The organism is Phytoactinopolyspora halophila, assembly GCF_003287285.1.
In the GTDB taxonomy this organism is placed as follows: domain Bacteria; phylum Actinomycetota; class Actinomycetes; order Jiangellales; family Jiangellaceae; genus Phytoactinopolyspora_A; species Phytoactinopolyspora_A halophila.
On record NZ_QMIG01000025.1, the window covers coordinates 1 to 21,752 of the forward strand.

Consider the following 21,752-nt stretch of genomic DNA (forward strand, 5'->3'; position numbering starts at 1 on the left):
CGCCGATGGTACTGCCCCGGAAACAGGGTGGGAGAGTAGGACACCGCCGGCCACACACTCAGAAAAAAGGGGGCCACCCGCATGCGGGTGGCCCCCTTTCATTTGTTGTCGGAACCTGAACCGCCAGCACGGCCCGGGCATCGTGACAAGAGAACGCATGTACCCCGAATCGGACAACACGACTCGCATGTAAGACTGTGCGTGTTGGCGCATCGTTGCCAGCGGCCGTGGGTATTTCGACAGAGCGGCCGGTATGCGCCGGTGAGCGAGAATGGCGTGCGGCGGAACGGAGGTTCCAGCGCCATGGTGGGGAGGCAAGATGGCGAAATGGCACGACGAGAACGGGCACGTGACTGCCTCGAGCGGTGAGCGGCGGTGAGCGAGAACCAGAACGAGCCGCCACACGGCAAGGGCAAGCGACCGGAGAGCGGCCGTTCCCGGCCGGGGGAACGTGGACGGCGGGACGGTGCCCGTGGTGGCCGCGACGATTCCGGCGGCCCGCGTGGCAACGGGCGCGGCCGCCCACGGCCCGGTGAGGAGCGTCGACGCGGCGACGCGTCCGCCCCACGGGGTGGGCGGGGCGAGCAGACGCGGGAGAAGAAAGCTGACGAGCCGGTGATCGACGAGGATGTCACCGGCGACGAGCTCGACGAGCACGTCCGGGCCGAACTCCGAGGCCTGCCCGGAGGTGTCGCGAAGACGGTGGCGCGTCACCTCGTGATGGCCGGCACGCTGCTGGAGGAAGATCCGGAGACAGCATATGCGCATGCCCGGACGGCACGGCGGAAGGCCGCCCGGATCGGAATCGTCCGTGAAGCGGCGGGAATCGCAGCGTATCGCGCCGGACGGTATTCGGATGCGCTGGCCGAGCTCCGCGCGGCGCGGAGAATGACGGGCTCGGCGGAGTACCTGCCGATGATGGCCGACTGCGAGCGTGGCCTGGGCAGGCCCGTACGCGCGCTGGATTTGGCTTCGGACCCGGCCGTCACGGCGCTGGATACGGCAAGCCGGATGGAGATGCTCATCGTGGCGGCCGGAGCTCGTCGCGACCTGGGTGAGCACGCCGCTGCGGCGGCCATGCTGCAAGTGCCGGAGTTGCGCTCGCAGTCCACGGAGCCGTGGATCGCCCGGCTGCGGTACGCGTATGCCGATGCGCTCGCAGCCTCCGGGCGCGAGCGGGAGGCGCATCGGTGGTTTCTGCGAGCCGCCGAGGCGGACGCCGACGCGGAGACGGATGCGGCGGAACGCGCGGCGCAGCTCGCGCCATCAGGCTGAGCGCGTAGCGTTCTGGAGATCGGCAGCCCGACATGGGGCGCTGTTGTCCACAAGGGTCGGTTCGAAACCTGTGTTGTCCACAATTGCTCGGCACCCAGTAGCGCTCCGGCGAGCCACGGCAGACGATGGTTGCACACATCAACTCGACGGGCTGTGGCCCGTCGTGTCTCTCGTCGAAGGAGCGGAATCAATGAGTGCTGCGTTCGCGCCGGCGATCGAGCATCGCAATGAGGTCAGACTCGTGGGCCGGGTCGCGGCAGAGCCCAAGGTCACGGCGATGCCTAGCGGGGATGAGGTGGTCAACCTCCGGCTCATCGTCGGCCGTCAGCCCGGTTCGGATGGCCGACGTCGTCGGCCGTCGGTCGACACCGTCATGTGCGCAGCGTGGAATCCGCTCGCGCGCCGCCGCGTTCGTATGTGGGACGCCGGAGACATCGTCGAAGTCCGGGGATCCCTGCGGCGCAGGTTCTGGCGCGCGCAGGACGGCCCGCGTAACCGATACGAGGTGGAAGTGGAGACGGGTTTCCGGTTGGCACGAGCGTCCGGGGGAGAATCGCAGCCTGAGCAAATGGACCGGCAAGGGCACGAGACAACGTGAGTACGCAGGCTGCAACGGAAAATCGCGTGCAGGCGGGCACGCTGGCGCAGATGTATGACGTCGCGCTTCTCGACCTCGATGGCGTCGTATATGTCGGTGAGGCACCCGTCGAGCATGCCGCCCAGGCGTTACGTGAGGCGCGGGCGCGGGACATGCGCCTGGCGTTCGTCACGAACAACGCGTCGCGGACGCCAGCTATCGTGGCCGCGCATCTCACTCGCATCGGTATTCACGCGAGCGAGCAGGAGGTGGTCACGTCGGCCCAAGCGGCGGCGAGACTCCTCGCGGAACAACTTCCTCGCGATGCGCGAGTGCTGGTGGTCGGAGGTGCTGGCCTGCACGAGGCGGTGCGCGAGCGTGGCTTGGCACCGGTGACGTCCCTGGAGGAGGACACGCAGGCGGTAGTCCAGGGGTTCAGCCCTGACGTGGATTGGCGTGCCCTTGCTGAAGGGGCGTATGCGGTCGCCCGGGGGCTGCCGTGGGTGGCGAGCAACATCGATCGCACCATACCGACGGCACGTGGGGTCGCGCCCGGAAACGGCGCGCTGGTGGATGCGGTGCGTGCGGCGACCGGGCGCGATCCGGTGGTCGCAGGCAAGCCGGAACCACCGATGCATCGTGAGGCAATGGTACGTACAGGCGCTCACCGCCCCCTGGTCGTCGGTGATCGGCTCGACACCGACATCGACGGTGCACGACGCGCCGGCAGCGACAGCCTGCTCGTGCTGACGGGTGTGACGTCGCCGGAAGAGCTTGTCATGGCGCCGCCGCAGCTGCGTCCGACATACGTGGGTGCTGATCTGCGTGCACTTCACCAGCAGGCACCCCAGCTCGGGGTGGAGCCCGGCCGAGACCAGTGTGGTGGATGGACGGCGACGATCGAGGCCGGCACGATGCACCTGCACCGCTCGGCCGTAGACGGGACCGACACCGACGAGGTGCCAGAGTTCGGGACCTCCGGTGTCGACCTCGACGCGTTACGTGCGGTCTGCGGCGCGGCGTGGGCGTATCGGCGTGAGATCGATGCCGAGTCGATCCGCCGGGTGCTGCGCATGGCCGGAGACGGCTCCGGCAACGGCGGAGGCGACCGTCGTGGCCACCTGTGACGCATCACCCGGCCGGTTCGTGGTGAAGTCCGACCATTCCGTGGGGTTGGCGTACTAGCGTTACTCTCATGCATGACGAGAGCCCGAACGGCACGAGCCAGGCCGACGACAATACCGGCAACCATACCGGCGATCCTGCGGTCGACGAGGCGTTACGGACGTTGCGTGGCCTCGACCAGCGTCCGGTGCACGAGCATGTATCCGTGATCGAGCGAGCTCACCAGGCATTGCACGAGAGGTTGGCGGATGAGCCCGAGGACGAGGTCGGGGACGGTGCAGCGGTGGAGCCAGCCGCCACGACCAACGATGCAGCTGCTGCGGGCGACGGGCAGGGGTGACCACGTGGCGCCACGTCGCCGGCTTGATGCGGAGCTGGTGCGGCGCCGGCTCGCGCGTTCTCGCGAGCACGCCGCCACCCTCGTTGCCGAGGGGCGAGTCCAGATCGCCGGAATGCCAGCCACCAAGGCGGCAACCATGGTAGATCCGGCGGCCGCCGTGATCGTATCGGAACCGCCACACGAGGAGTACGCTTCCCGTGGCGGGTACAAGCTCGCCGGTGCGCTCGACGTTTTCGCGCCAGACGGGCTCGAGGTTGCCGGCCGCCGGTGTCTCGATGCTGGTGCCTCCACGGGAGGGTTCACCGACGTGCTGTTGCGCCGCAGCGCCGCAGCGGTGGTCGCCGTCGACGTCGGCTACGGACAGCTTGCCTGGCCACTGCGCTCGGACGAGCGAGTCGAGGTGCTCGAACGCACGAACGTGCGGGACCTGACTTTGGAGCGGGTCGGTATGCCGGTCGAGCTGGTCGTCGCCGATCTCTCCTTCATCTCACTGTGCCTGGTTCTGGCGCCGTTGCGGGAGGTCGCCACGGCCGAGGCCGACTTTCTGCTGATGGTCAAGCCACAGTTCGAGGTCGGAAAGGAGCGGGTGGGCAAGGGTGGTGTCGTGCGCGAGCCGACGTTACGCGCGGAAGCGGTGCTGTCGGTGGCGGAAGCAGCCGCGGAACTCGGGCTCGGCGTGGGCGGGGTGATCGCGAGCCCGCTGCCGGGACCGTCGGGTAACGTCGAATACTTCCTGTGGCTCCAGCGTGAAGCTCCCGAGCTGGATGTGGCGACGGTGGAACGCGCCGTCGAGGAAGGACCGACGTGAGCGCGAGCATGGAACCGGAGCACGCCCGGGTGCCGGAGGAGGCGTCGTTGCCCGGAGCTGGATCCGGCGGAATGGAGAGCGAGCGGACGGTGCTGCTCGTGACCCATACCGGACGCCAGGAGGCCCGCAACGTCGCCAAGGAAGCGGCGCAGCTGTTCGCCCAGCAGGGCATCAACGTCAAGGTTTTCGCCGAGGAGGCGCCGGACTTGCACGTGGGTGCGTTGGGCGGGCTGGTGGAGCTCGTCAAGGCCATTCCCGACGCGGCCGTGAACTGTGAACTGGTGGTCGTACTCGGTGGAGACGGCACCATCTTGCGCGGTGCCGAGGTCGCTCGCCCCACGGGCACTCCCATCCTGGGTGTCAACCTCGGTCACATCGGGTTCCTTGCCGAGGCCGAGCGCGATGCGCTGAGTTTCACCGTCGATCACGTTGTCGAGCGGGACTACGTGGTCGAAGAACGCATGACCGTCGATGTCACCGTCCGCCAGGATGGCGTGACGCTCGCCGAGGGGTGGGCGCTGAACGACGTCAGCGTGGAGAAGGCGAGCCGGGAACGGATGCTCGATCTGGTCGCGGAGATTGACGGCCGGGCACTGTCGCGGTGGGGGTGCGACGGCGTGGTGATGGCCACCCCGACGGGCTCGACGGCCTACGCGTTCAGCGCGGGCGGTCCCATCGTCTGGCCGGAGCTGGAAGCGTTGCTCATGGTGCCGATCAGCGCGCACGCGCTGTTCGCCCGGGCACTGGTGGTGGCCCCGTCGTCGGAGCTGGCGGTCACCGTGCAGCCGCGCACGGCCGGTGCCGTGTTGTGGTGTGACGGCCGCCGGGCGGTCGACCTCCCTCCTGGTGCGCGCGTGGAGGTGCGCCGTGGACACTGGCCCGTTCGCCTGGCGCGCTTGCACGAGGCCCCGTTCACGGATCGGCTGGTGGCCAAGTTCGGGCTCCCTGTTGAGGGGTGGCGCGGGCGCCGGGACTAGCTTCGGCATCTTCGCGTGGTTGCGTCCGCGTTGCCGGCACGGTGACCGCTGGCGTTTCGGCTAGGCTGGATTCTCGTGCTGCACGAAATCCGGATCCGCGGGCTGGGCGTCATCGACGACGCGCAACTCGAGCTTGGACCCGGTTTGACGGTTGTGACCGGCGAGACCGGTGCTGGTAAGACCATGGTGCTCACCGGTCTGAACCTGCTCATGGGTGGTCGCGCCGACGGCGGCGCGGTCCGGGCAGGCGCGGATCGAGCTGTTGTCGAGGGCCGGTTACAGGTCGAACCGGAGAGTCCCGCCGTCGTCCGTGCCGTCGAGGCCGGCGCGGAGCTCGACGACGGAGAGCTGTTGATGAGCAGGACGCTGTCGGCCGGGGGCCGTTCGCGCGCGCACGTTGGCGGGCGGGGCGCGCCGGTTGGCCTGCTCGCGGAGCTGGCCGAGGAGCTGGTCGCGGTGCATGGCCAGAGCGACCAGCAGCGGCTGCTGCGGTCGTCACGTCAGCGCCTGGCACTGGATCGCTTCGCCGGCGCGGATGTGGCCGAACCGCTGGCCGAATACGGGCACCGCTATGAGCGGCTGCGAGCGGTCGAGGCGGAGCTGACCGAGGTGACGACACGCGCGCGCGAGCGCGCGCAAGAAGCCGATATGCTCCGGTTCGGTCTCGGCGAGATCGAGCGCGTCGATCCCCAGCCGGGGGAAGACGTCGCGCTCGCCGCGGAGGAGGAACGTCTGGGCCACGCTGACGCCCTGCGTAACGCCGCGGAGACGGCGCACCGGGCACTGTCGGCGGACGAGACCGGACCAGGCGAGGCCGATGTGCTGACGCTGCTGGGCAGCGCGCGGCAAGCGCTGGAACCCGAAGCTGGTCACGACCCGGAGCTGTCCGCCTTGACCGATCGGCTGGCCGAGGCGACCTACCTGCTGGGTGACATCGCGGCCGATCTCGCCTCGTACGCCAACAACATCGACACCGATCCCGTACGGCTGGCCGAGGTGCAGGAACGGCGTGCGGCGCTGGCCGACCTCATCCGCAAATACGGCGACGGCGGTCCCGGTGCCGGCCGCGGCGAGCCGTCCGGCGGGCCCGCGGGGGCGTCCGGCGAGCCTGCTGAGGCGTCTGGCGAGCCCGGCGAGACGGAGGCCGGGCGTAGCGAGATCGATGCGGTCCTCGCGTGGGCCGAGCACGGTTCGCGGCGGCTGTTCGAGCTGGACGGCGATGACGAACGGGTCGCCACGCTGCGCGCCGAGCGAGATCAGCTCACGGCCGAACTCACCGAGCTGGCCGGCACCATCACCCGGGCGCGAACGGATGCCGCGGAGAAGTTCAGCTCTGCGGTGGGTGACGAGCTCACCGCGCTGGCGATGCCGCACGCCCGGGTGCAGGTCGAGGTGCGCCCTCGTGGGGAGCTCGGACCGCAGGGGGCTGACGATGTCGAGATCCTGTTCAGCGCCCACACCGGCGCCCAGCCGCGACCGCTGGACAAGGGCGCTTCGGGTGGTGAGCTGTCGCGATTGATGCTCGCGATCGAGGTGGTGTTCGCCGGTGCCGATCCGGTGCCGACGTTCGTCTTCGACGAGGTCGACGCCGGAGTGGGAGGCAAAGCCGCCGTGGAAGTCGGCCGCCGGCTGGCGGCACTGGCCCGGCATGCCCAGGTGCTCGTCGTCACGCACCTGCCGCAGGTGGCGGCCTTCGCCGACCGCCACCTCACCGTCGTGAAATCCGACGACGGTAGTGTGACCAGCAGCGATGTTCAAACCCTCGACGACACCGGGCGGGTGCGAGAGCTGTCGCGCATGCTGGCCGGGCAGGAGGACTCGGCATCGGCCCAGGCCCATGCCGAGGAGCTGCTGTCCGCGGCTGCGGCAGAACGAATGAGGAGCAGAGCGTGAGAATGCCCATGTTGCGCCGGCGACGGCCGGACGACTTACCGGGAGTGTCCGGAGTGGCGCGCCTGGATCACCGAACGAAGAACCTGACCAAGCGACTCAAACCTGGTGAGATCGCCATCATCGACCATCTGGACCTGGATCGGGTGAGCGCGGAGGCCCTAGTCGAACGCGAGGTCGGCGCGGTCGTCAACGTGCGGCCCTCGGTCAGCGGCAGGTACCCGAACCTGGGGCCCGACATCATCGTCGACGCGGGCATTCCCCTCATCGACGACGTCGGTCCGGAGCTGTTCAACGCGGTACGCGAGGGCGAGGTCCTGCGGGTCGACGGCGACACGATCTACCGCGACTCCGTGCACGGCAGCGCGCCGATCGATCAGGGACGACGGCACACTACCGAGAGCCTTGCCGCGCTCATGGACGACGCCCGGGAGGGGTTGTCCGCCCAGCTCGAAGCGTTCGCCGCCAACACCATGGAGTTCCTGAAACGCGAGCGGGACCTGCTGCTCGACGGCGTCGGTGTGCCGGAGGTCCGGACGAACTTCGAGGGCCGGCACGTCCTGATCGTCGTGCGCGGGTACGACTACAAGGGCGATCTCGGGGCGCTGCGGCCGTACATCAGGGAATACCGCCCGCTGTTGGTCGGCGTGGATGGGGGAGCCGACGCTCTCCTGGAGGTCGGGCTGACGCCGGACATGATCGTCGGGGATATGGACTCCGTCTCCGACGACGCCTTGACCAGCGGCGCCGAGCTGGTGGTGCATGCCTACCGGGATGGGCGCGCGCCCGGCACCGGGCGCCTGGAGCGGATGGGCCTCTCCGGCGTGCCGTTTCCCGCCGCGGGTACCAGCGAGGACGTCGCCATGTTGCTGGCCGACCACAAGGGAGCGCAGCTGATCGTGGCGGTGGGAACGCACGCGACGCTGGTCGAGTTTCTGGACAAGGGTCGCGCCGGCATGGCGAGCACGTTCCTCACCCGGCTGCGCGTAGGAAGCAAACTCGTCGACGCCAAGGGTGTCAGCCGGCTGTATCGTAGCCGGGTCTCGGTATGGCTCTTGTGGCTTCTCGTCGTCGCCGGTGCCGCAGCGGTGCTCGCGGCGATCATCGCGACGCCCACCGGACAGGCCTACCTCGATATCGGGGGATCGTGGTGGGACCGTTTCTTCTACTGGATTCGAGGACTGTTCTAAGTGATCGACTTCCGTTACCACCTGGTATCCATCATTGCGATCTTCTTCGCGTTGGCTACCGGCATCGTGCTCGGCGCCGGCCCGTTGAGCGAGACGATCGACGACACGCTGGCCGACCAGACGTCACAGCTTCGCGAAGAGAACCGGCGGTTGCACGACGAGCTGGACACCGCGAATGAAGAACATGCGTACCAGGAGGCCTTCGTCAACGAGGTGACGCCGCGGTTGGTGGCCGAGCAGCTAGAAGGCGAGAACGTCGCGGTGATCGCGCTGCCGGGCGCGGAGGATCAGATCGTGACCGATGTCCAGGAAGCCCTCCAGAACTCGGGCGCCACCGCTGAACTGTTGATCCGGATCGAGCCGAGCTGGACCGATCCGGATTCCGAGCCGGTGCTCGACCAGCTGGCCACGGACCTGGTGTCGTCGGGAACCGAGCTCGGAGAGGGCAACGGCTTCGACCGCGGCGCGACGGTCCTCGCGTCGGCCCTGCTGAGCCGGCCCGCCGACGCTGAGGATGGGCTGGACGATGCCCCGCAGACGGTGGACACCACGGTGGTCTCCGAGTACGAGGATGCCGACCTGATCGAGCTCGAACAGGATACGTCGACGGCGCCGACGCTGGCGGTAGCGATCGCCGGTCCCGTGTCGGGTGATGACGCCGAGGAGCGATACGTCCGGTTGACGTCACTGACACAGGCACTGGACGAGTACGGCGACGGCGTCGTCCTGGCCGGTCCGTCGAGCACCGCCGAGGGCGGCCTGCTGACGGCGCTGCGCAACGGTGATGTCGGGGAGGACGTCTCCACGGTGGACGTCGGCGATCTGCCGAGTGGCCGGGTCGCGGTGGTCTTCGCGCTGACCGAGCAGCAGCACGACTCGGTGGGACACTATGGCATCGTGGGCGACATCGACGGCGCGCTACCGCCGGTGCCGGGGGGCGAGTCCGACGAGTCCGGCGGCTCGGATGGCGAGTCTGACGATAGCTCGGAGGATTCCGGCGATGAACCCGATAGCGGCGATGCCGGTAACGACGCCGACGACGCAGAGGACGGCGCTGACGCGGGTGATGAACAGTGAGTGTGGCACGACGCATTGCGGGACTGGTGACGTGCGGTGCGGTCGCTGGAGCGGCGACATGGGCGCTGACCCGGCGCTGGATGAGCCGACCACCCGAGGTGCCGCGCCGTTCCACCGAGCCGTCGCCGGTGATCGACGAGCCAGCATCCATGGCGGGTGAGCCCGCGGCCTCGTGGACGCGGGAGAATTTCCACGGCGAGTCCGTCTCCCTCGTCGGCGGCCCGGCACTGGCGATTGGCTCGGCGGCGGGAGCCAGCGTCGCGCCCGGGCTGGATGCGCGGCTGCGTATTGCTGGCGCCGGCACGGCATTAGCGATCGGCGCGGTCGGGTTGTACGACGACCTGCTGGGGGACTCGTCGAGCAAGGGTTTGCTGGGCCATCTGGAAGCGCTCCGTTCGGGAAACGTCACCACCGGTGCTGTCAAGGTGGGCATGATCGGTTTGACCGGTCTGGCTGGCGCGTCGCTGGTGAGCCGTTCGGCGGTTGACGCGGTGATCGGCGGCGCGGCGATTGCGGGCCACGCGAACGTGATCAACCTCCTGGACCTGCGACCGGGCCGGGCTGGCAAGGTGGCGTTGCTGCATGCGCCGCTGGTCTTGCGTGGCCCCGGTGCCGGAATCGGGGCGTCGGCGCTGGGGGCGATGTTGGCGGCGTTTCCCGACGATCTCGGGGAGCGGGCCATGCTCGGCGATGCCGGAGCGAACGCGCTCGGTGGCCTGCTTGGTCTGGCGATGGTGGCGGGTGAGGGCCGGCGTGCCCGGCTCGCACATCTCGCGGTGGTGACGGGGTTGATTCTCGCCAGCGAGAAGGTGAGTTTCTCGAAGGTCATCGAGAGCACTCCCGTGTTGCGTGATCTCGACCACCTCGGCCGCCGCCTGTGATCTCCGAATGATCATGTTTGGTACGTTTTCTCGGGCCATACCACGGCTGCAGACGTGTTACGGCCCGAGAAAACGTACCAAACATGATCATTCTGACGGCGGGGTGTGTCGTTGCGTCGGCGCTCGCGCTGAGGAGCCGTAGGTGGGCGCGAAGCGGATCGCGACGGGGGTGACCGCCGGTATCGCCGGTGGTGCCGCGCTGATCGGTGTGATCAGTGTCGTCTCCCGGATCGTCGGGTTCGGCCGCCAGCTCGTGTTCCAGTCGACGGTCGGACAGACCGTCCTCGGCGAGATTTACGCGACGATCAACGCGCTACCCAACGTCGTCTTCGAAATCGTCGCAGGTGGCGCGCTCACCAGCGTCGTCGTTCCGCTGATCGCCGCCGCGGCGGCGCACGGCGACACCTCTCACGTGCGCCAGACCGTATCGGCGCTGCTGGGCTGGACACTCGTCGTGCTCGTACCGGTCGCGCTGCTGGGAGCATTGCTGGCGGGGCCGATCGCGGAACTCATCCTGCGCGGCAGGGGCGGCGCCGACGGCGTGGAAGCCGGTCGCACCATGCTGCTGATCTTCCTTCCCCAGATCCCGCTGTACGGCATAGCCGTCGTGACCGTCGGCGTCCTGCAAGCTCACCGCAGGTTCCTGGCGCCCGCCGTGGCGCCGATCGTGTCCAGCGTGGTCGTCGCCACGGCGTTCGTGGCGTTCGCCCGGGTCTTCACCGGTGATCTCAACGAGCTGTCCACGTTGGATCGGCGCTCCGAACTGTTCCTGGCAGGAGGCACCACCGTCGGCGTCCTGGCCCTGGCTCTGGTGACCCTGGTGCCGATGGTGGTGCGCGTGACGGGGCTGCGCCCGACCCTCTCGTTCCCGCCAGGTACCGGCCGGCGGGCGGCCGGCCTGGCCGGTGCCGGGTTGGCCACGCTGACGGCGCAGCAGCTGGCGTATCTCACCTCGTATCTAATGTCGAACGAGCATGCCGGCACCGGTGGCGCGGTCACGTTTCTGAACAGCTGGATGGTCTACCTGCTGCCGTATGCCGTGCTGGCCGTGCCGATCGCGACGGCGGCGTTTCCGCGGCTGGCGACGTCGGCGGAGGGAGATCCGGACGGTTACGCGCGCACGCTGGCCGGATCGACGAGAGCTGTCCTCGCGGCCTCGGGCGCGGGCGCCGCGGTGCTGGTGGCGACCGCATGGCCGGTCGCCCGTTTCTTCGGATACCTCGATCAGGGTGACGTCCCGACCGAGCGGATGGCGTGGGCGCTCATCGCCTTCGCGCCCGGGCTGCTGGGGTACGGGCTGGTCGCTCACCTGGGCCGCGCGCTGTATGCACGGGGGAGGGGGCGCGTCGCGGCCACCGCCATGGCGAGCGGGTGGCTGCTGGTGGTGCTGGCGGCGGTGGTACTGGCCGGGATCGTGCACGCGGAACGGGTTACGGCGGCTCTGGGCGCGGCACACTCGCTAGGGATGACATTGGCGGGAATCCTGTTGATCCGGGCGGTGGTCGGTGATTCGGGACGTGCGGCGCTTGCTGGTGTGGGCAGGTTGCTGGGCGGCGTGGTCGTGGGCGCGATCCTGGGTGGTGCCGCAGGCTGGTGGGTAGGGGAACGGATCACCGGCGACGGCGCTGGCTCGATCATCGGTGCCGGGGTAGTCTCGGCCCTCGCAGCTACCGTGGTCGTGGGGGGAATCCTGATGGTGACCGATCGCAAAGCGTTCTCGGCGGTTCTGAGGCGATGAGATCTCCGTTGCGCGTGACAGTCGTGCTGTCGACGAGTAGCGGCGGGGTAGGAGCGCACGTCCGTTCCGTCGTCGACAGGCTGCCGGCACTCGGGGTGCGCCCGCACGTGGTCGCTCCGGCCGCTACGGGGCAGAGCTTCGGTTTCGCCGACATGGCAGCACGCGGCGAGAGCGACGGCGGCGTGGGATTCACACCCGTCGAAATCTTCACCCGGCCACGACCCCGCCACGATTTCGAGGCGATCCGCCAGCTGCGTGCCGTCGTGCGAGGCGTCGACGACGCCGGGGATAGCGGGGATGGCGGCGAGCGTCCTGGTGGGGTGCCCCGGCCGGATGTCGTGCACGCCCACGGGTTCCGGGCGGCCGCACTGGTCGGGCTGGCCCTGGGGCGGCGCCGGCACGGACGTACACCACTCGTCGCCACCTGGCACAACGCACTCCTGGGCAGCGCGCCCCGCCGAGCTGTGCTCTCCGGGCTGGAGCGGCTGGCCGCGCGCCGCGCCGACGTGACGCTGGGTGCCTCTGCCGACCTGGTGCAGCGTGCACGCGTGCTGGGCGCGCCGGATGCGCGGTTGGCCCCGGTGGCGGCACCGGCCACGGGTGCACCACAGCGCACGAGGGACGAGGTGCGTGCGGAGCTTGGGGCTGGAGATCGCCCGGTGGTGCTCGCGGTCGGGCGGTTGGCCCCGCAGAAGGACTACGACACGTTGCTGGCCGCGGCGTCACATTGGGCGCTGCGCGAGCCGCGGCCGTTGCTTGTCATCGCTGGTGACGGGCCTGATCTCGGGCGGTTGCGCCGGGCCGCCGAGGATGCACGGGTGGATGTGCGGTTTCTCGGCCGCCGCGACGACGTCGCCGACCTGCTCGCCGCGGCGGACGTTTATGCCATCACCTCCCGCTGGGAGGCTCGTGCTCTGGTGGTGCAAGAGGCCATGCTGGCTGGCGTGCCGGTCGTGTGCACGGCGGTCGGGGGCCTTCCCGAGCTCGTCGGCGACGACGCGATGCTGGTGCCGGTCGGTTCGCCGGAGGCGGTGGCCGGCGCGGTCGAGGCGTTGCTCGACGATCCGGCTCGCGGGCGCGAGCTGGCCGAACGTGGCAGGCAACGCGCCCGGCAGTGGCCGGATGAGGACGAGACGGCGCGTCAGCTGGCCGAGATCTACGCCGAGCTCGCCCGGATCCCGCTCACGCCGCCCCGGCAGGCTCGGTGGCCATGATCTCCTCGCGGTCGCGCCAGTGTGACCAGAATGCTCCCGTGTAGCCGAGCTCGGTGAGCCGCGTGAGGAACGGGTTGTCGGCGTAGTTGTTGTCGTCTTCGCTCAGACCTGGCGCGGTGGGCAGCATGACACGGTGCCGATCGTGCTCGGGAACCCATTCCCACAGCAGGTCGATGCTGCGGGTCCAGCGGTGATCCGGTGCGGGCTCCGCGCCGCCGTCGGGCAGGTCGGGCGAGAAGAAGAACACCGGCCGGAAGTTGCCGGACGCGTCGAACATGAACTGCCGTTCGTAGTGGGCGATGCTCTCGCACTTGGCGAGCGGGCTGAGCAGTATCGGGCCGGTCGCGGTGTTTGACTGCACTCCACGCACGTGGTGTCTGCCGTCGCTGGACGCGGCGAGGTACCGGCCGAGCGGTGAGTAAGGGAACGCGCGAATCCCGAGCGTGTATCCGACCACCGTGGCGTCGAGGGATTGCAGCCCGTCCACACATGCCCGCATGGTCTCCTCGGTCTCGCCGGGCATGCCGAGCAGCGCCTCGACCATGGTGAGCATCCCGTGCTCGCGGGCCAGCTGGCACAGGTGGTGCACGTCGTCGAACGTGTAGAAGCGGCTGCCCCGTCCGGTGACCTTCCAGCCGTTGAGTACGTCTTCTCGCACATGATCGGGCGCGACGTTGATGCCCGCGCAGCCCGCCGCGGCCAGCAGCTCGGCGTACTCCGCGTCGAACGGCGCGGGCTGGACATAGATCCACAGCCGTAACCGGTGGAGGGGCGACGCCCGGTCGGCCTCCTTGCGCCGGGCGATCTCGCGGAGGATGGCCTTGCTGTGGGCGATGTTGAGGTTGAACTCGCTGTCCGTGGTGTGTACGTCGTGGACACCTTGAGCGGTCAGCATCTCCAGTTCGTCGGCGACGGCGTCCTCGGCCCTGCGGGCGAACTGGTTGCCCTTGGCATCGGGTTCGACGCAATGCGAGCAGGCGAACGTGCAGCCGTTCTTGGTGAGGATGTTCCCGAGGCCGCCGCGCCGGTAGTACTCGAGGTTGTCCACCTTGAGCGGCGTCCCCGATCGGCGAACGTATGGCGTGGACCGATTGACCAGGGCGGCCCGTCCGAGCGAGACGAGCTGGCTGGTGTGCGCGACCTGGTACACGTCCCGGCCGGATTCGTTGATGATCAGACCTGGGACCGACGATGCGGGTTCGCCCGCGGCCAGCGCGGTGGCGAGTTCGACGATGGTGACCTCCCCGGGTCCTTTCACGCCGAATTCGAGGTCGAAGTAGTCGACGAGCGCGAACGGCATCGACGAGAACCCGACGCCACCGCCGACGACGGGCGCCCGCGAGTGGCGACGAATCTCGGAGATGATCTGCCGGTGGGAGTCCAGGAACACGCGTTGTTCCTGGGGATAGATGGTGTCGGTGTTACGTATGGTGACACCGACCAGGAGTGGAGCGCGGTGTGCGAAGTAGTCGGCGATCATTTGCGACCATCGCTCGCGGTTCATGGTGAGGTCGAGCACGTCGACGTCGAAACCGGCAGCCTCCAGGGAGGTTGTCAGGATGTCCAGCGCATACGGGCCGATGGGCGGGTGAACCAGGTTGGGGTTCACCAGCGTGACGAGGCCGGTGGATGCGGCCGTGTGTGGCATCGCGGCAGTCAGCTCCTCGCTCGCTCCGTCGTCGTTCGTCGGATACGTGCCAGGGCACGATCGGGATCTTGGTAACTGTGGGTTACGTCGAATCTCCCCGCGATCGTTGCAGGATGCGGACGGGATGTATAGGGGCCAATATTCGGCACACCGCGGTGCGACGTAGGGCTGCGCGGCATGACGCAGAAAACGGACACCATCCCGCACTGCATGGACTGACGCCGCGCGGCCTGGTTTCTAAGGTGAGGTCCCGGGTGGAGACCGACCGCGGAGGTGAGGGATGAAGGGGTGGACACCAGCGAGTGCATCGGTGAGATGATCAGGCGCGCACGCGTCGACCATGGCTACAGCCAAGCCGAACTCGCTGCTGAGCTCGCCCGGAGGTCCGGGAAGCGCACGGTGACGCGCGATCAGGTGAAGCGGTGGGAAAGCGGCAAGCGCATCCCGCGGCCTCGGTTGCGATCGTGGATCGGTGATGTGCTCGGCTTGCCCGTCGACGAACTGACGACGGCGGCCCGGCAAACCCGCCGCATCCGCGGCGAGCGGGCGGTTCCCGAACCTCGGGAGCCGCCCGAGGTGTGAACCGGGGAGCGGGCACGGCTACGCGTTCCCCCGTGCTCGTCGAGCGGTTTTGGGTGCGCGTTTCCGTCGCGCTTCGCCGCGCTGTCCGGATGCGCGTTCTGTGGCGCTCATCAACGGCCGCTGGTGATCGGTTCGAGTACGGCTGTGAAATGGCGCAGCGTGCTTGCCTGTTCGGTGATCCGGTAGCCGGGCACCTCATCCGGGCTCTCGGCGATTCGCGCGGCGACGTCGGTGACGTATTCGAGGTGGCTCTTGGTGTAGACGCGCCGGGGGAGGGCCAGCCGTACGAGTTCGCGTGGAGCGGGACGGTCGGGTTCACCGTTCGAACCAGGTATACCGAAAACGAGCGTTCCCAGCTCCGATACCCGGACGGCGCCGGCGAGGTAGAGCTGGTTGGCCAGCGCGGTTGCGGGGAGCCGTTGAGGGCACAGGTGTGGCAGCAACCGTGCCGCGTCGATGTAAACGGCGTGGCACCCGGTGGGGCGGACTACCGGAAAGCCGGCGTCTTCCAGCTGATCGCCGAACCACCGGGCAGTCTGCTCGCGGTAACGCAGGTACTGCGGATCGGTGACCTCCGTGAGTCCCTGTGCGAGTGCGGCGAGATCGCGGCCGGCCAGCCCCCCGTACGTGGGGAACCCTTCGGTCTCGATCAGGCGATCGCGGCACCGACGTGCGATCTCGGCGTCGTGCAGCGCGATGACGCCCCCGATGTTGGCCACGCCATCCTTTTTCAGGCTGGCCCAGCAGCCGTCGGCGAGAGAAAAGATCGTCTGTGCGGCCTGGCGTGGCGTCAGCGCCTGGCACTCCGGGTCGCGCTGGGTGAGGAGATAGGCGTTCTCCGCAAACCGGGACGCGTCGAGAAGGAAGCGTATGCCGTGCTCGTCGCACAACCGCCGGACGGCGGTCAGGTTGGTGAGCGACACCGGCTGGCCGCCGGTAGCGTTGTTGGTCACGGTCATGACGACGCAGCGCACATTGGTGCCGTGCGGGGCGTCGAGGAACTCTTTCAAGGCCGCGAGGTCGATGTCCCCGCCGAAGGGTGTGTCCGGGTCCGCGGTCACCGGGAGATCGACGGCCGTGGCGCCAATCGACTCGACCGACGCGCGCGTGGTGTCGAAATGCGTGTTGGCGAGCGAGACGTCGCCCGGGCCCAGCACGCTGCCCAGGAGGATGCGCTCGGCAGCCCGGCCCTGATGAGCCGGGATGATCTCGGGATAGCCGGTCAGCTCCTGCATGACGGCCTCGAATTGCTCGAACGAGCGCGCGCCGGCGTACGACTCGTCGCCGGTCATCAGCGCCGACCACTGGGCCGCGGACATGGCGCTGGTGCCGGAGTCGGTCAGCAGGTCGATCGTGATCTGTGATGCGGGAACCCGGAAGAGGTTATAACCAGCCGCGATGAGCGTGTCCCGGCGCTGCTGTTCGTCCGGGAAGGGAATGGGTTCGACGGCCTTGATGCGAAATGGCTCCATGAATGCCGGCATGTGCCAGTCCCTCCTCCAGGGCGAATGGTCACGGGCCCGGTGCTGCGATCACGACGGGACGCTGCCAAGTCTGCGCGATCCGTCGCTGCTATGGGAGGGGCCAGAGTACATTCTCGCGAGCGGACCTCGTGCACGACCGAATGTCACGATAGGTGACGCTTGGTCATTGTTCGGCTATCGTTGGTTTCTACTCGATCACGCGCATTGACACAAGGCGGTCTGGCCCCCGTGGACCTGTTCTGGAATGTCGGCATGGAACCAAGGCATGGTGGGACGGACGCGGCGGATGCGGAGGGGTCATGTCTACCTTGCCCTTGGAGCGTTACGAGCTGTTTCGAGCGGACGATCTCGATCACGCCCGGGAGGGCGTGGCCAGCGTGTTCTGCGACCACCGGCTCGACTTCTTCGGCGGGGCGACGCAGCTGGCGACGAGGATGCATTCGCGGCGGCTCGGCCTCATCTCGGTGAACTATCTCCGGTACGGCGGCGACGTGTCGATCGACCCTGGACCGCTCGGTTCCTTCTACGTCGTGCAGGTGCCGCTGTCCGGGCGCAGCCTTGTCCGTTACCTCGATCGGAAGATCTTCTCGACGGCGAGGCTCGCGACGGTGATCTCACCGACCGAGCATTTGCAACAGATGTGGACGCGTGACTGCGCACAATTGATCTTGCGGATCGAGCGCACGGCGCTGCATTCGAGGCTGCGGGACATGCTGGGCAGGCCGCTGTGGGAGCCCCTGGTCTTCGAGCCGGAGTTCGACGTGAGCAAGGGTGCCGGTGCGCTGTGGGCTCGCAAGTTCCGCCACCTGATCAGCGGCCTTGATCAAGAGGAGTACTCGTTGCAGAGCGCTGCGGACACGATCGAGCACTCGCTCACCACGGGTCTGCTGATGGCCCAGCCGCACAATTACACCGAGGTGTTGAACGAGACCCCGTCCACGACCGTCTCGTCGCGCCCGGTGAACGTGGCGCGCGAGCTGATCGAGGCCCATCCGGAGTACCGCCACTCCGTGACCAGCCTGGCACGTGCCGCCAACGTCAGCGAGCGCACGCTGCACGCGGCCTTCGTCGAACATCTCGACATGAGCCCGAAAGCGTATCTGACGGATGTGCGGCTCAAGCGGGCCTGGGAGGAACTGCGGGCAGCCCATCCGGACACGTCCACCGTCGCGCAGATCGCCCGCGGTGCGGGCTTCGGGCACATCGGGCGGTTCTCGATCGTGTACCGCGAGCGGTTCGGCGAGATGCCGTCGGACACGTTGCGGCGCTGATCGATGTGGAGCTCGACCCCGCCACGCGCGCCCGCGCGATCATTGACGACGGTGAACATGTCCATGTGGGCGATCGTTGACGATCAGCGAAGCCTGGCCATCCGGCCATTCCGGTTTCGCTCGGCTAGGTGTACAGGGCGAGCTCGGGCACGATGTCGCGGGCCTTGGACAGCATCTCCCGTATCGCTGGCAAGTGAGCGTTGACATCGTCGGCAGTGACGCGATTGTCGCGGCCCACTGGTGTGTTCAGCACCAGCATGCGCTGGCGCAATCGCTCGATCTGCGCGAACTGGGCGCCGAACTGGGCCGTGACTGCCCGGGTGATGACCGCGGTGTCGGTGCCCGGCGCCGGGCGTAGCCCCTGGGCCGCCAGCAGGCCCGAGCCGATCAGCTGCGCCGCCTGGCAGAGCAGGATGAACGCCGATCCGGGAGCGGAACCCACCACTTGCTCGGCCGCGGACAGGTGGTTCGCGGCGAGGTCGAGGTACGGGCTCTCATCCGCAGCCGCACCGCCGATGAGCTCAAGCTGGCGGGTCTCGACGAGCTGATCGATACTCTCCGCGCCCGGCGCACGGTAATCTGGCGTGGCCTGCGGTCCTGCCGGTGGTGGTGTTGGTTCCACGTGAACGAGCGGGCTCTGCTGGCGCTGGTGCGGCACGTTCGACGCGCGTGCCGGTGCCGGCGGTGGAGCCGGCTGGGCCAGCGCCGTCGATGACGTGTGGGTCCCGTGTTCGGCCTTGCTCGGCGGAGCAGGGACGACCCGGAATTCCACCGGGCGCCGGAGCCGGCGCGATGCCCGTGCGGCGGCTCCGGACAGGGCCTGGTGATGTGGCTTGTGGTGCGGATCCCCGATCAGCCGCAGCTGTACCTTGTGAGGTTCTGGCCCGACGATGCCGGCGAATCGCTCGGCCCAAGACCCCGTCAGCGCGATCCGGTCGACCCCGCGCACGTGACCGAACTCCTCGGCGATGACCTGGGGAACTCCATACGTCAGCCGGATGAGCTCGGTGAGTGGCGCGAGCACGGGGGTGTTGGACGCCGCCTGCGTCAGCCGGATGGCGCCCTCGTTGCGGGTGGTGAGGATACCGGCATCGGCCAGCAGCTCGGCCTCCTTCGAGACCGAGGCGAGTGATGCCCCGGCGTGTTCGGCCAGTTCGGTGAGGCTGAAGGCACGTTCCGGGTTGAGCAAGGTCGCGGCGAGTACGCCCGCTGCGACACGGGAGCGAAAGATCGGCAGCAGTGCGGGGGTACCCTGCATGCGGCGCGTGGTCTTGGGAGCGTGTGACGGGGGAGTCGCGATAGCGGCGCTGCCGAGCCGGTTCTGCCGGCGCGTGGCGGCGGCCCCTGCGTCGAGCTGTTCTTGCGGTACCTCGAGCACGGCGGACAGCCACCGCCGCCATTCTGCACGTGGAACTTGCCGCCCACGTTCCCAGCGCGCAACACGATCCCTACCCATCGTCGGCTTGCCCGATATGGTGGCGAGGCGTTCGGCCAGCGCGTACTGGCTCATGCCGAGGCGTTGGCGGGCGGTACGGATCATCTGTCCGATCGGTCGGTCTACGGTGGTGACCATCAAAGAAACCCTCCCCTAGCGTGCCTGCCGGTTCCGGGGTTGGCAGGCTTCACATGGGGTGACGTTACGACCCTGACGACATGTGCGGTGGTGCGATTAACGTCGTCCGCTGTCCAGTATCGGAATGCCGATCTGCCTGGGGTTTCGTTCCACCTTCGAGTGTTCCTCGAGCGAGCCCACGTGGCCGGTGAGGCTGGGGAACTCGCCCCCTGGCTCGCCTGGCAGCAGGGCGTGAGTGTGGACCTGGCGGCGAGATTCAGATGTCTGTCACCAGCCACATGAAAGAGGGACGGCGATGCGTCGAAATGGGGTCGGTTTGCCCGACATGGTGACTCATCCGTGGGCATCGATTCGGGATTGCCTGACGGTGATCGAGAAACATGGCGTCGACGGGGTGGTCGTCGTCGATGACGATGATCGCCTCCTGGGAGTGTTGGACCAGGCGGTGATGCGCAAGGCACTGGTCGGCGGTTCGGACCTCGACGACCCGGCGGGTGAGCTGGTCCAGAATCCCGTCACGACGGTTCCCCCGGATTGCGGGCGGGCGGAGGTGCTCGACGTCATGAGCGCCCTGGGCGTCTCCGAGGTGCCGGTGGTCGACGAGAACGGCCGGGTTCGCGGGGTTCACGTGCACGACCGGATCATCGGTGGCCCGCGTCGCGACAACTGGGCAGTGGTGATGGCCGGCGGGCGTGGAAGCCGGCTGGCTCCGCTGACGAATGACATTCCCAAGCCGATGTTGCCGGTTGCCGGGCGCCCGATCCTGGAGCGGCTGATTCTGCACCTGGTGGGTGAAGGTATTACCCGGATCTTCCTCGCGATCAACTATCTGGGTGAGATGATCGAGGAGCATTTCGGCGACGGATCGGCACTGGGGTGCGAGATCGAATACCTCAGGGAGGATCCCGATCGCCCGCTCGGCACCGGAGGGCCACTGCGGCTGCTGTACGACCAGGGCATGTCGCCACAGGTGCCCCTCATGGTGATGAACGGTGATCTGGTCACCGGGTTCGCGGTCGGCGACATGCTCGACACCCACCAGCAGTCCGGCGCCGTCGCGACGATCGCTACCAGCGAGTACCAGCATCAGGTGCCGTACGGCGTGCTGGAAGGCGACGGCACGTGGCTCGAACGAATCGCGGAGAAACCGACGTCGGCGTGGCCGGTGAGCGCGGGTATCTACGTGCTCGAACCGTACCTGCTCGAGCGCATACCGCCGTTCACGCTATTTCCGATCACGAAGCTGTTCGACGACTGCTTGACGCGCGGGGAACCGGTCGCGCTGTGGTCGCTTCGCGATCAGTGGCAGGATATCGGCCGTCCGGACGAGCTGGCTCGTGCCCGGGGTCAGATCTGATCCGGGCACGGGCGGGCACCACACATGCGCCCCGCAACACGCGAGCGGCAATGGTCGCCAGCCAGGAACACGAGGTACGCGAGCACGAGGTACGCGGCAAGTGACGCCGAGAGGGGGCTATGAGGCCCAGCATGAGATGGTCACGAGTGGTGAGTGGCGAATTTGATCATCCATCGGTAATCTGTCCCATATGGACCTCAAACTACTGACTCTGGACGAAGTCAGCGAGGTGCTCAATACCTCTCAGGCGCAAGTGTATGCGCTGGTCCGTAGCGGAGAGCTCCCGGCGATGAAGATGGGTGGCCGTGGGCAGTGGCGCGTTCATCCCGACCGGCTGGACGAGTACATCGAACGTGCTCACCAGGAAACCGCGCGGTGGGTGAAGGAGAACCCGCTGGCGCGTGAGGACGCCACACCGGAGACCCTGCCCGGCGCCGACAGCTAGCGCCGTCGCCCGCGCCGGCGCTAGATTGTCAGTCCTGATCGATCAGGTGCAGTCCACCTGTGATCGATTCCAGGTGCAGCCCATCTGTCCGGCACAACCCCCGTGTGCCGCAGTGGCCTCGGGTCCGCGTCGCCCATCATTCCCTGACGACGTCGAGGCCCGAGACCACCGCTGCGGCTGCCCCTCCCCGATGTCAATGAGGCCACGTTAAACCTACTTGCGCAGATCCTCAACGACTCACCGAAATTCGTTCCCGCGAACTAGTAGTGACGGCCGTGGTACAGAACGTGACATTGCTGA

Annotated in this window: 19 protein-coding genes; 16 read left to right on the top strand and 3 right to left on the bottom strand. The window is 68.1% G+C overall.

Going from position 1 to position 21,752, the window contains the following annotated elements:
- Positions 1–375: 375 nt before the first annotated feature.
- From DPM12_RS18470 to DPM12_RS18525, 12 genes are all read left to right on the top strand, one after another.
- Entirely contained in the window at positions 376–1,275 is a 900-nt protein-coding gene (locus DPM12_RS18470) for a hypothetical protein (protein ID WP_112259833.1), read from the top strand.
- A gap of 190 nt (positions 1,276–1,465) precedes the next feature.
- Complete coding sequence (locus tag DPM12_RS18475; RefSeq protein ID WP_112259834.1) at positions 1,466–1,873, top strand: single-stranded DNA-binding protein; 408 nt, start codon at positions 1,466–1,468, stop codon at positions 1,871–1,873.
- Entirely contained in the window at positions 1,870–2,979 is a 1,110-nt protein-coding gene (locus DPM12_RS18480; protein ID WP_211659125.1) for an HAD-IIA family hydrolase, read from the top strand. The genes DPM12_RS18475 and DPM12_RS18480 overlap by 4 nt, the downstream gene beginning before the upstream one ends.
- Before the next feature lie 68 nt (positions 2,980–3,047).
- Complete coding sequence (locus DPM12_RS18485) at positions 3,048–3,317, top strand: hypothetical protein (RefSeq protein ID WP_211659126.1); 270 nt, start codon at positions 3,048–3,050, stop codon at positions 3,315–3,317.
- A gap of 4 nt (positions 3,318–3,321) precedes the next feature.
- Positions 3,322–4,125, top strand: a complete 804-nt coding sequence (locus DPM12_RS18490) for a TlyA family RNA methyltransferase (protein WP_245951313.1) — start codon at positions 3,322–3,324, stop codon at positions 4,123–4,125.
- Between the two features lie 71 nt (positions 4,126–4,196).
- Complete coding sequence (locus DPM12_RS18495) at positions 4,197–5,102, top strand: NAD kinase (protein ID WP_112259880.1); 906 nt, start codon at positions 4,197–4,199, stop codon at positions 5,100–5,102.
- 75 nt (positions 5,103–5,177) lie between these two features.
- Entirely contained in the window at positions 5,178–6,995 is a 1,818-nt protein-coding gene (locus tag DPM12_RS18500; protein WP_112259836.1) for a DNA repair protein RecN, read from the top strand.
- Positions 6,996–6,997: 2 nt separating this feature from the next.
- Positions 6,998–8,182 carry a putative cytokinetic ring protein SteA gene (gene steA / locus DPM12_RS18505; protein ID WP_112259837.1) on the top strand — a complete coding sequence of 395 codons (1,185 nt, stop codon included), beginning with the start codon at positions 6,998–7,000 and terminating at the stop codon, positions 8,180–8,182.
- Positions 8,183–9,259, top strand: a complete 1,077-nt coding sequence (locus tag DPM12_RS18510; RefSeq protein ID WP_112259838.1) for a copper transporter — start codon at positions 8,183–8,185, stop codon at positions 9,257–9,259.
- A 2-nt stretch (positions 9,260–9,261) separates the two neighbouring features.
- Entirely contained in the window at positions 9,262–10,140 is an 879-nt protein-coding gene (locus tag DPM12_RS18515; protein ID WP_112259839.1) for a hypothetical protein, read from the top strand.
- Between the two features lie 142 nt (positions 10,141–10,282).
- Positions 10,283–11,878, top strand: coding sequence for a murein biosynthesis integral membrane protein MurJ (murJ, locus tag DPM12_RS18520; RefSeq protein ID WP_112259840.1), 1,596 nt, complete (start codon positions 10,283–10,285; stop codon positions 11,876–11,878).
- Complete coding sequence (locus DPM12_RS18525; RefSeq protein ID WP_112259841.1) at positions 11,875–13,092, top strand: glycosyltransferase family 4 protein; 1,218 nt, start codon at positions 11,875–11,877, stop codon at positions 13,090–13,092. The genes murJ and DPM12_RS18525 overlap by 4 nt, the downstream gene beginning before the upstream one ends.
- Here DPM12_RS18525 and tsrT read toward each other — a convergent pair.
- A complete protein-coding gene (gene tsrT, locus DPM12_RS18530) occupies positions 13,061–14,740 on the bottom strand; it encodes a tryptophan 2-C-methyltransferase (protein ID WP_112259842.1) in 1,680 nt (559 codons plus the stop codon). The two genes, DPM12_RS18525 and tsrT, sit on opposite strands and share 32 nt — an antisense overlap.
- A 288-nt stretch (positions 14,741–15,028) precedes the next feature.
- Between tsrT and DPM12_RS18535 the strand changes: the two genes are divergently transcribed.
- On the top strand, positions 15,029–15,322 hold the full coding sequence (locus tag DPM12_RS18535) for a helix-turn-helix transcriptional regulator (RefSeq protein ID WP_112259843.1): 294 nt from the start codon (positions 15,029–15,031) through the stop codon (positions 15,320–15,322).
- Between the two features lie 110 nt (positions 15,323–15,432).
- Here the strand turns inward: DPM12_RS18535 and DPM12_RS18540 are convergent, their stop codons facing one another.
- Positions 15,433–16,806 (bottom strand): tryptophanase, encoded by a 1,374-nt coding sequence (locus DPM12_RS18540; protein WP_112259844.1) that lies wholly within the window; start codon positions 16,804–16,806, stop codon positions 15,433–15,435.
- A 299-nt stretch (positions 16,807–17,105) separates the two neighbouring features.
- Here DPM12_RS18540 and DPM12_RS18545 point away from each other — a divergent pair, with 299 nt between their 5' ends.
- Positions 17,106–18,077 (top strand): AraC family transcriptional regulator, encoded by a 972-nt coding sequence (locus tag DPM12_RS18545; RefSeq protein WP_112259845.1) that lies wholly within the window; start codon positions 17,106–17,108, stop codon positions 18,075–18,077.
- 124 nt (positions 18,078–18,201) lie between these two features.
- Here DPM12_RS18545 and DPM12_RS18550 read toward each other — a convergent pair whose 3' ends face one another.
- Entirely contained in the window at positions 18,202–19,650 is a 1,449-nt protein-coding gene (locus DPM12_RS18550; RefSeq protein WP_112259846.1) for a helix-turn-helix domain-containing protein, read from the bottom strand.
- A gap of 325 nt (positions 19,651–19,975) precedes the next feature.
- On the opposite strand from DPM12_RS18550, the gene DPM12_RS18555 reads away from it, so the two are divergent.
- The gene (locus tag DPM12_RS18555; RefSeq protein WP_281269674.1) at positions 19,976–21,007 is read left to right on the top strand and encodes a nucleotidyltransferase family protein; all 1,032 of its coding nucleotides are present in this window, start codon (positions 19,976–19,978) and stop codon (positions 21,005–21,007) included.
- A 190-nt stretch (positions 21,008–21,197) separates the two neighbouring features.
- Positions 21,198–21,452, top strand: a complete 255-nt coding sequence (locus DPM12_RS18560; RefSeq protein WP_112259848.1) for a helix-turn-helix domain-containing protein — start codon at positions 21,198–21,200, stop codon at positions 21,450–21,452.
- Positions 21,453–21,752: the final 300 nt, after the last annotated feature.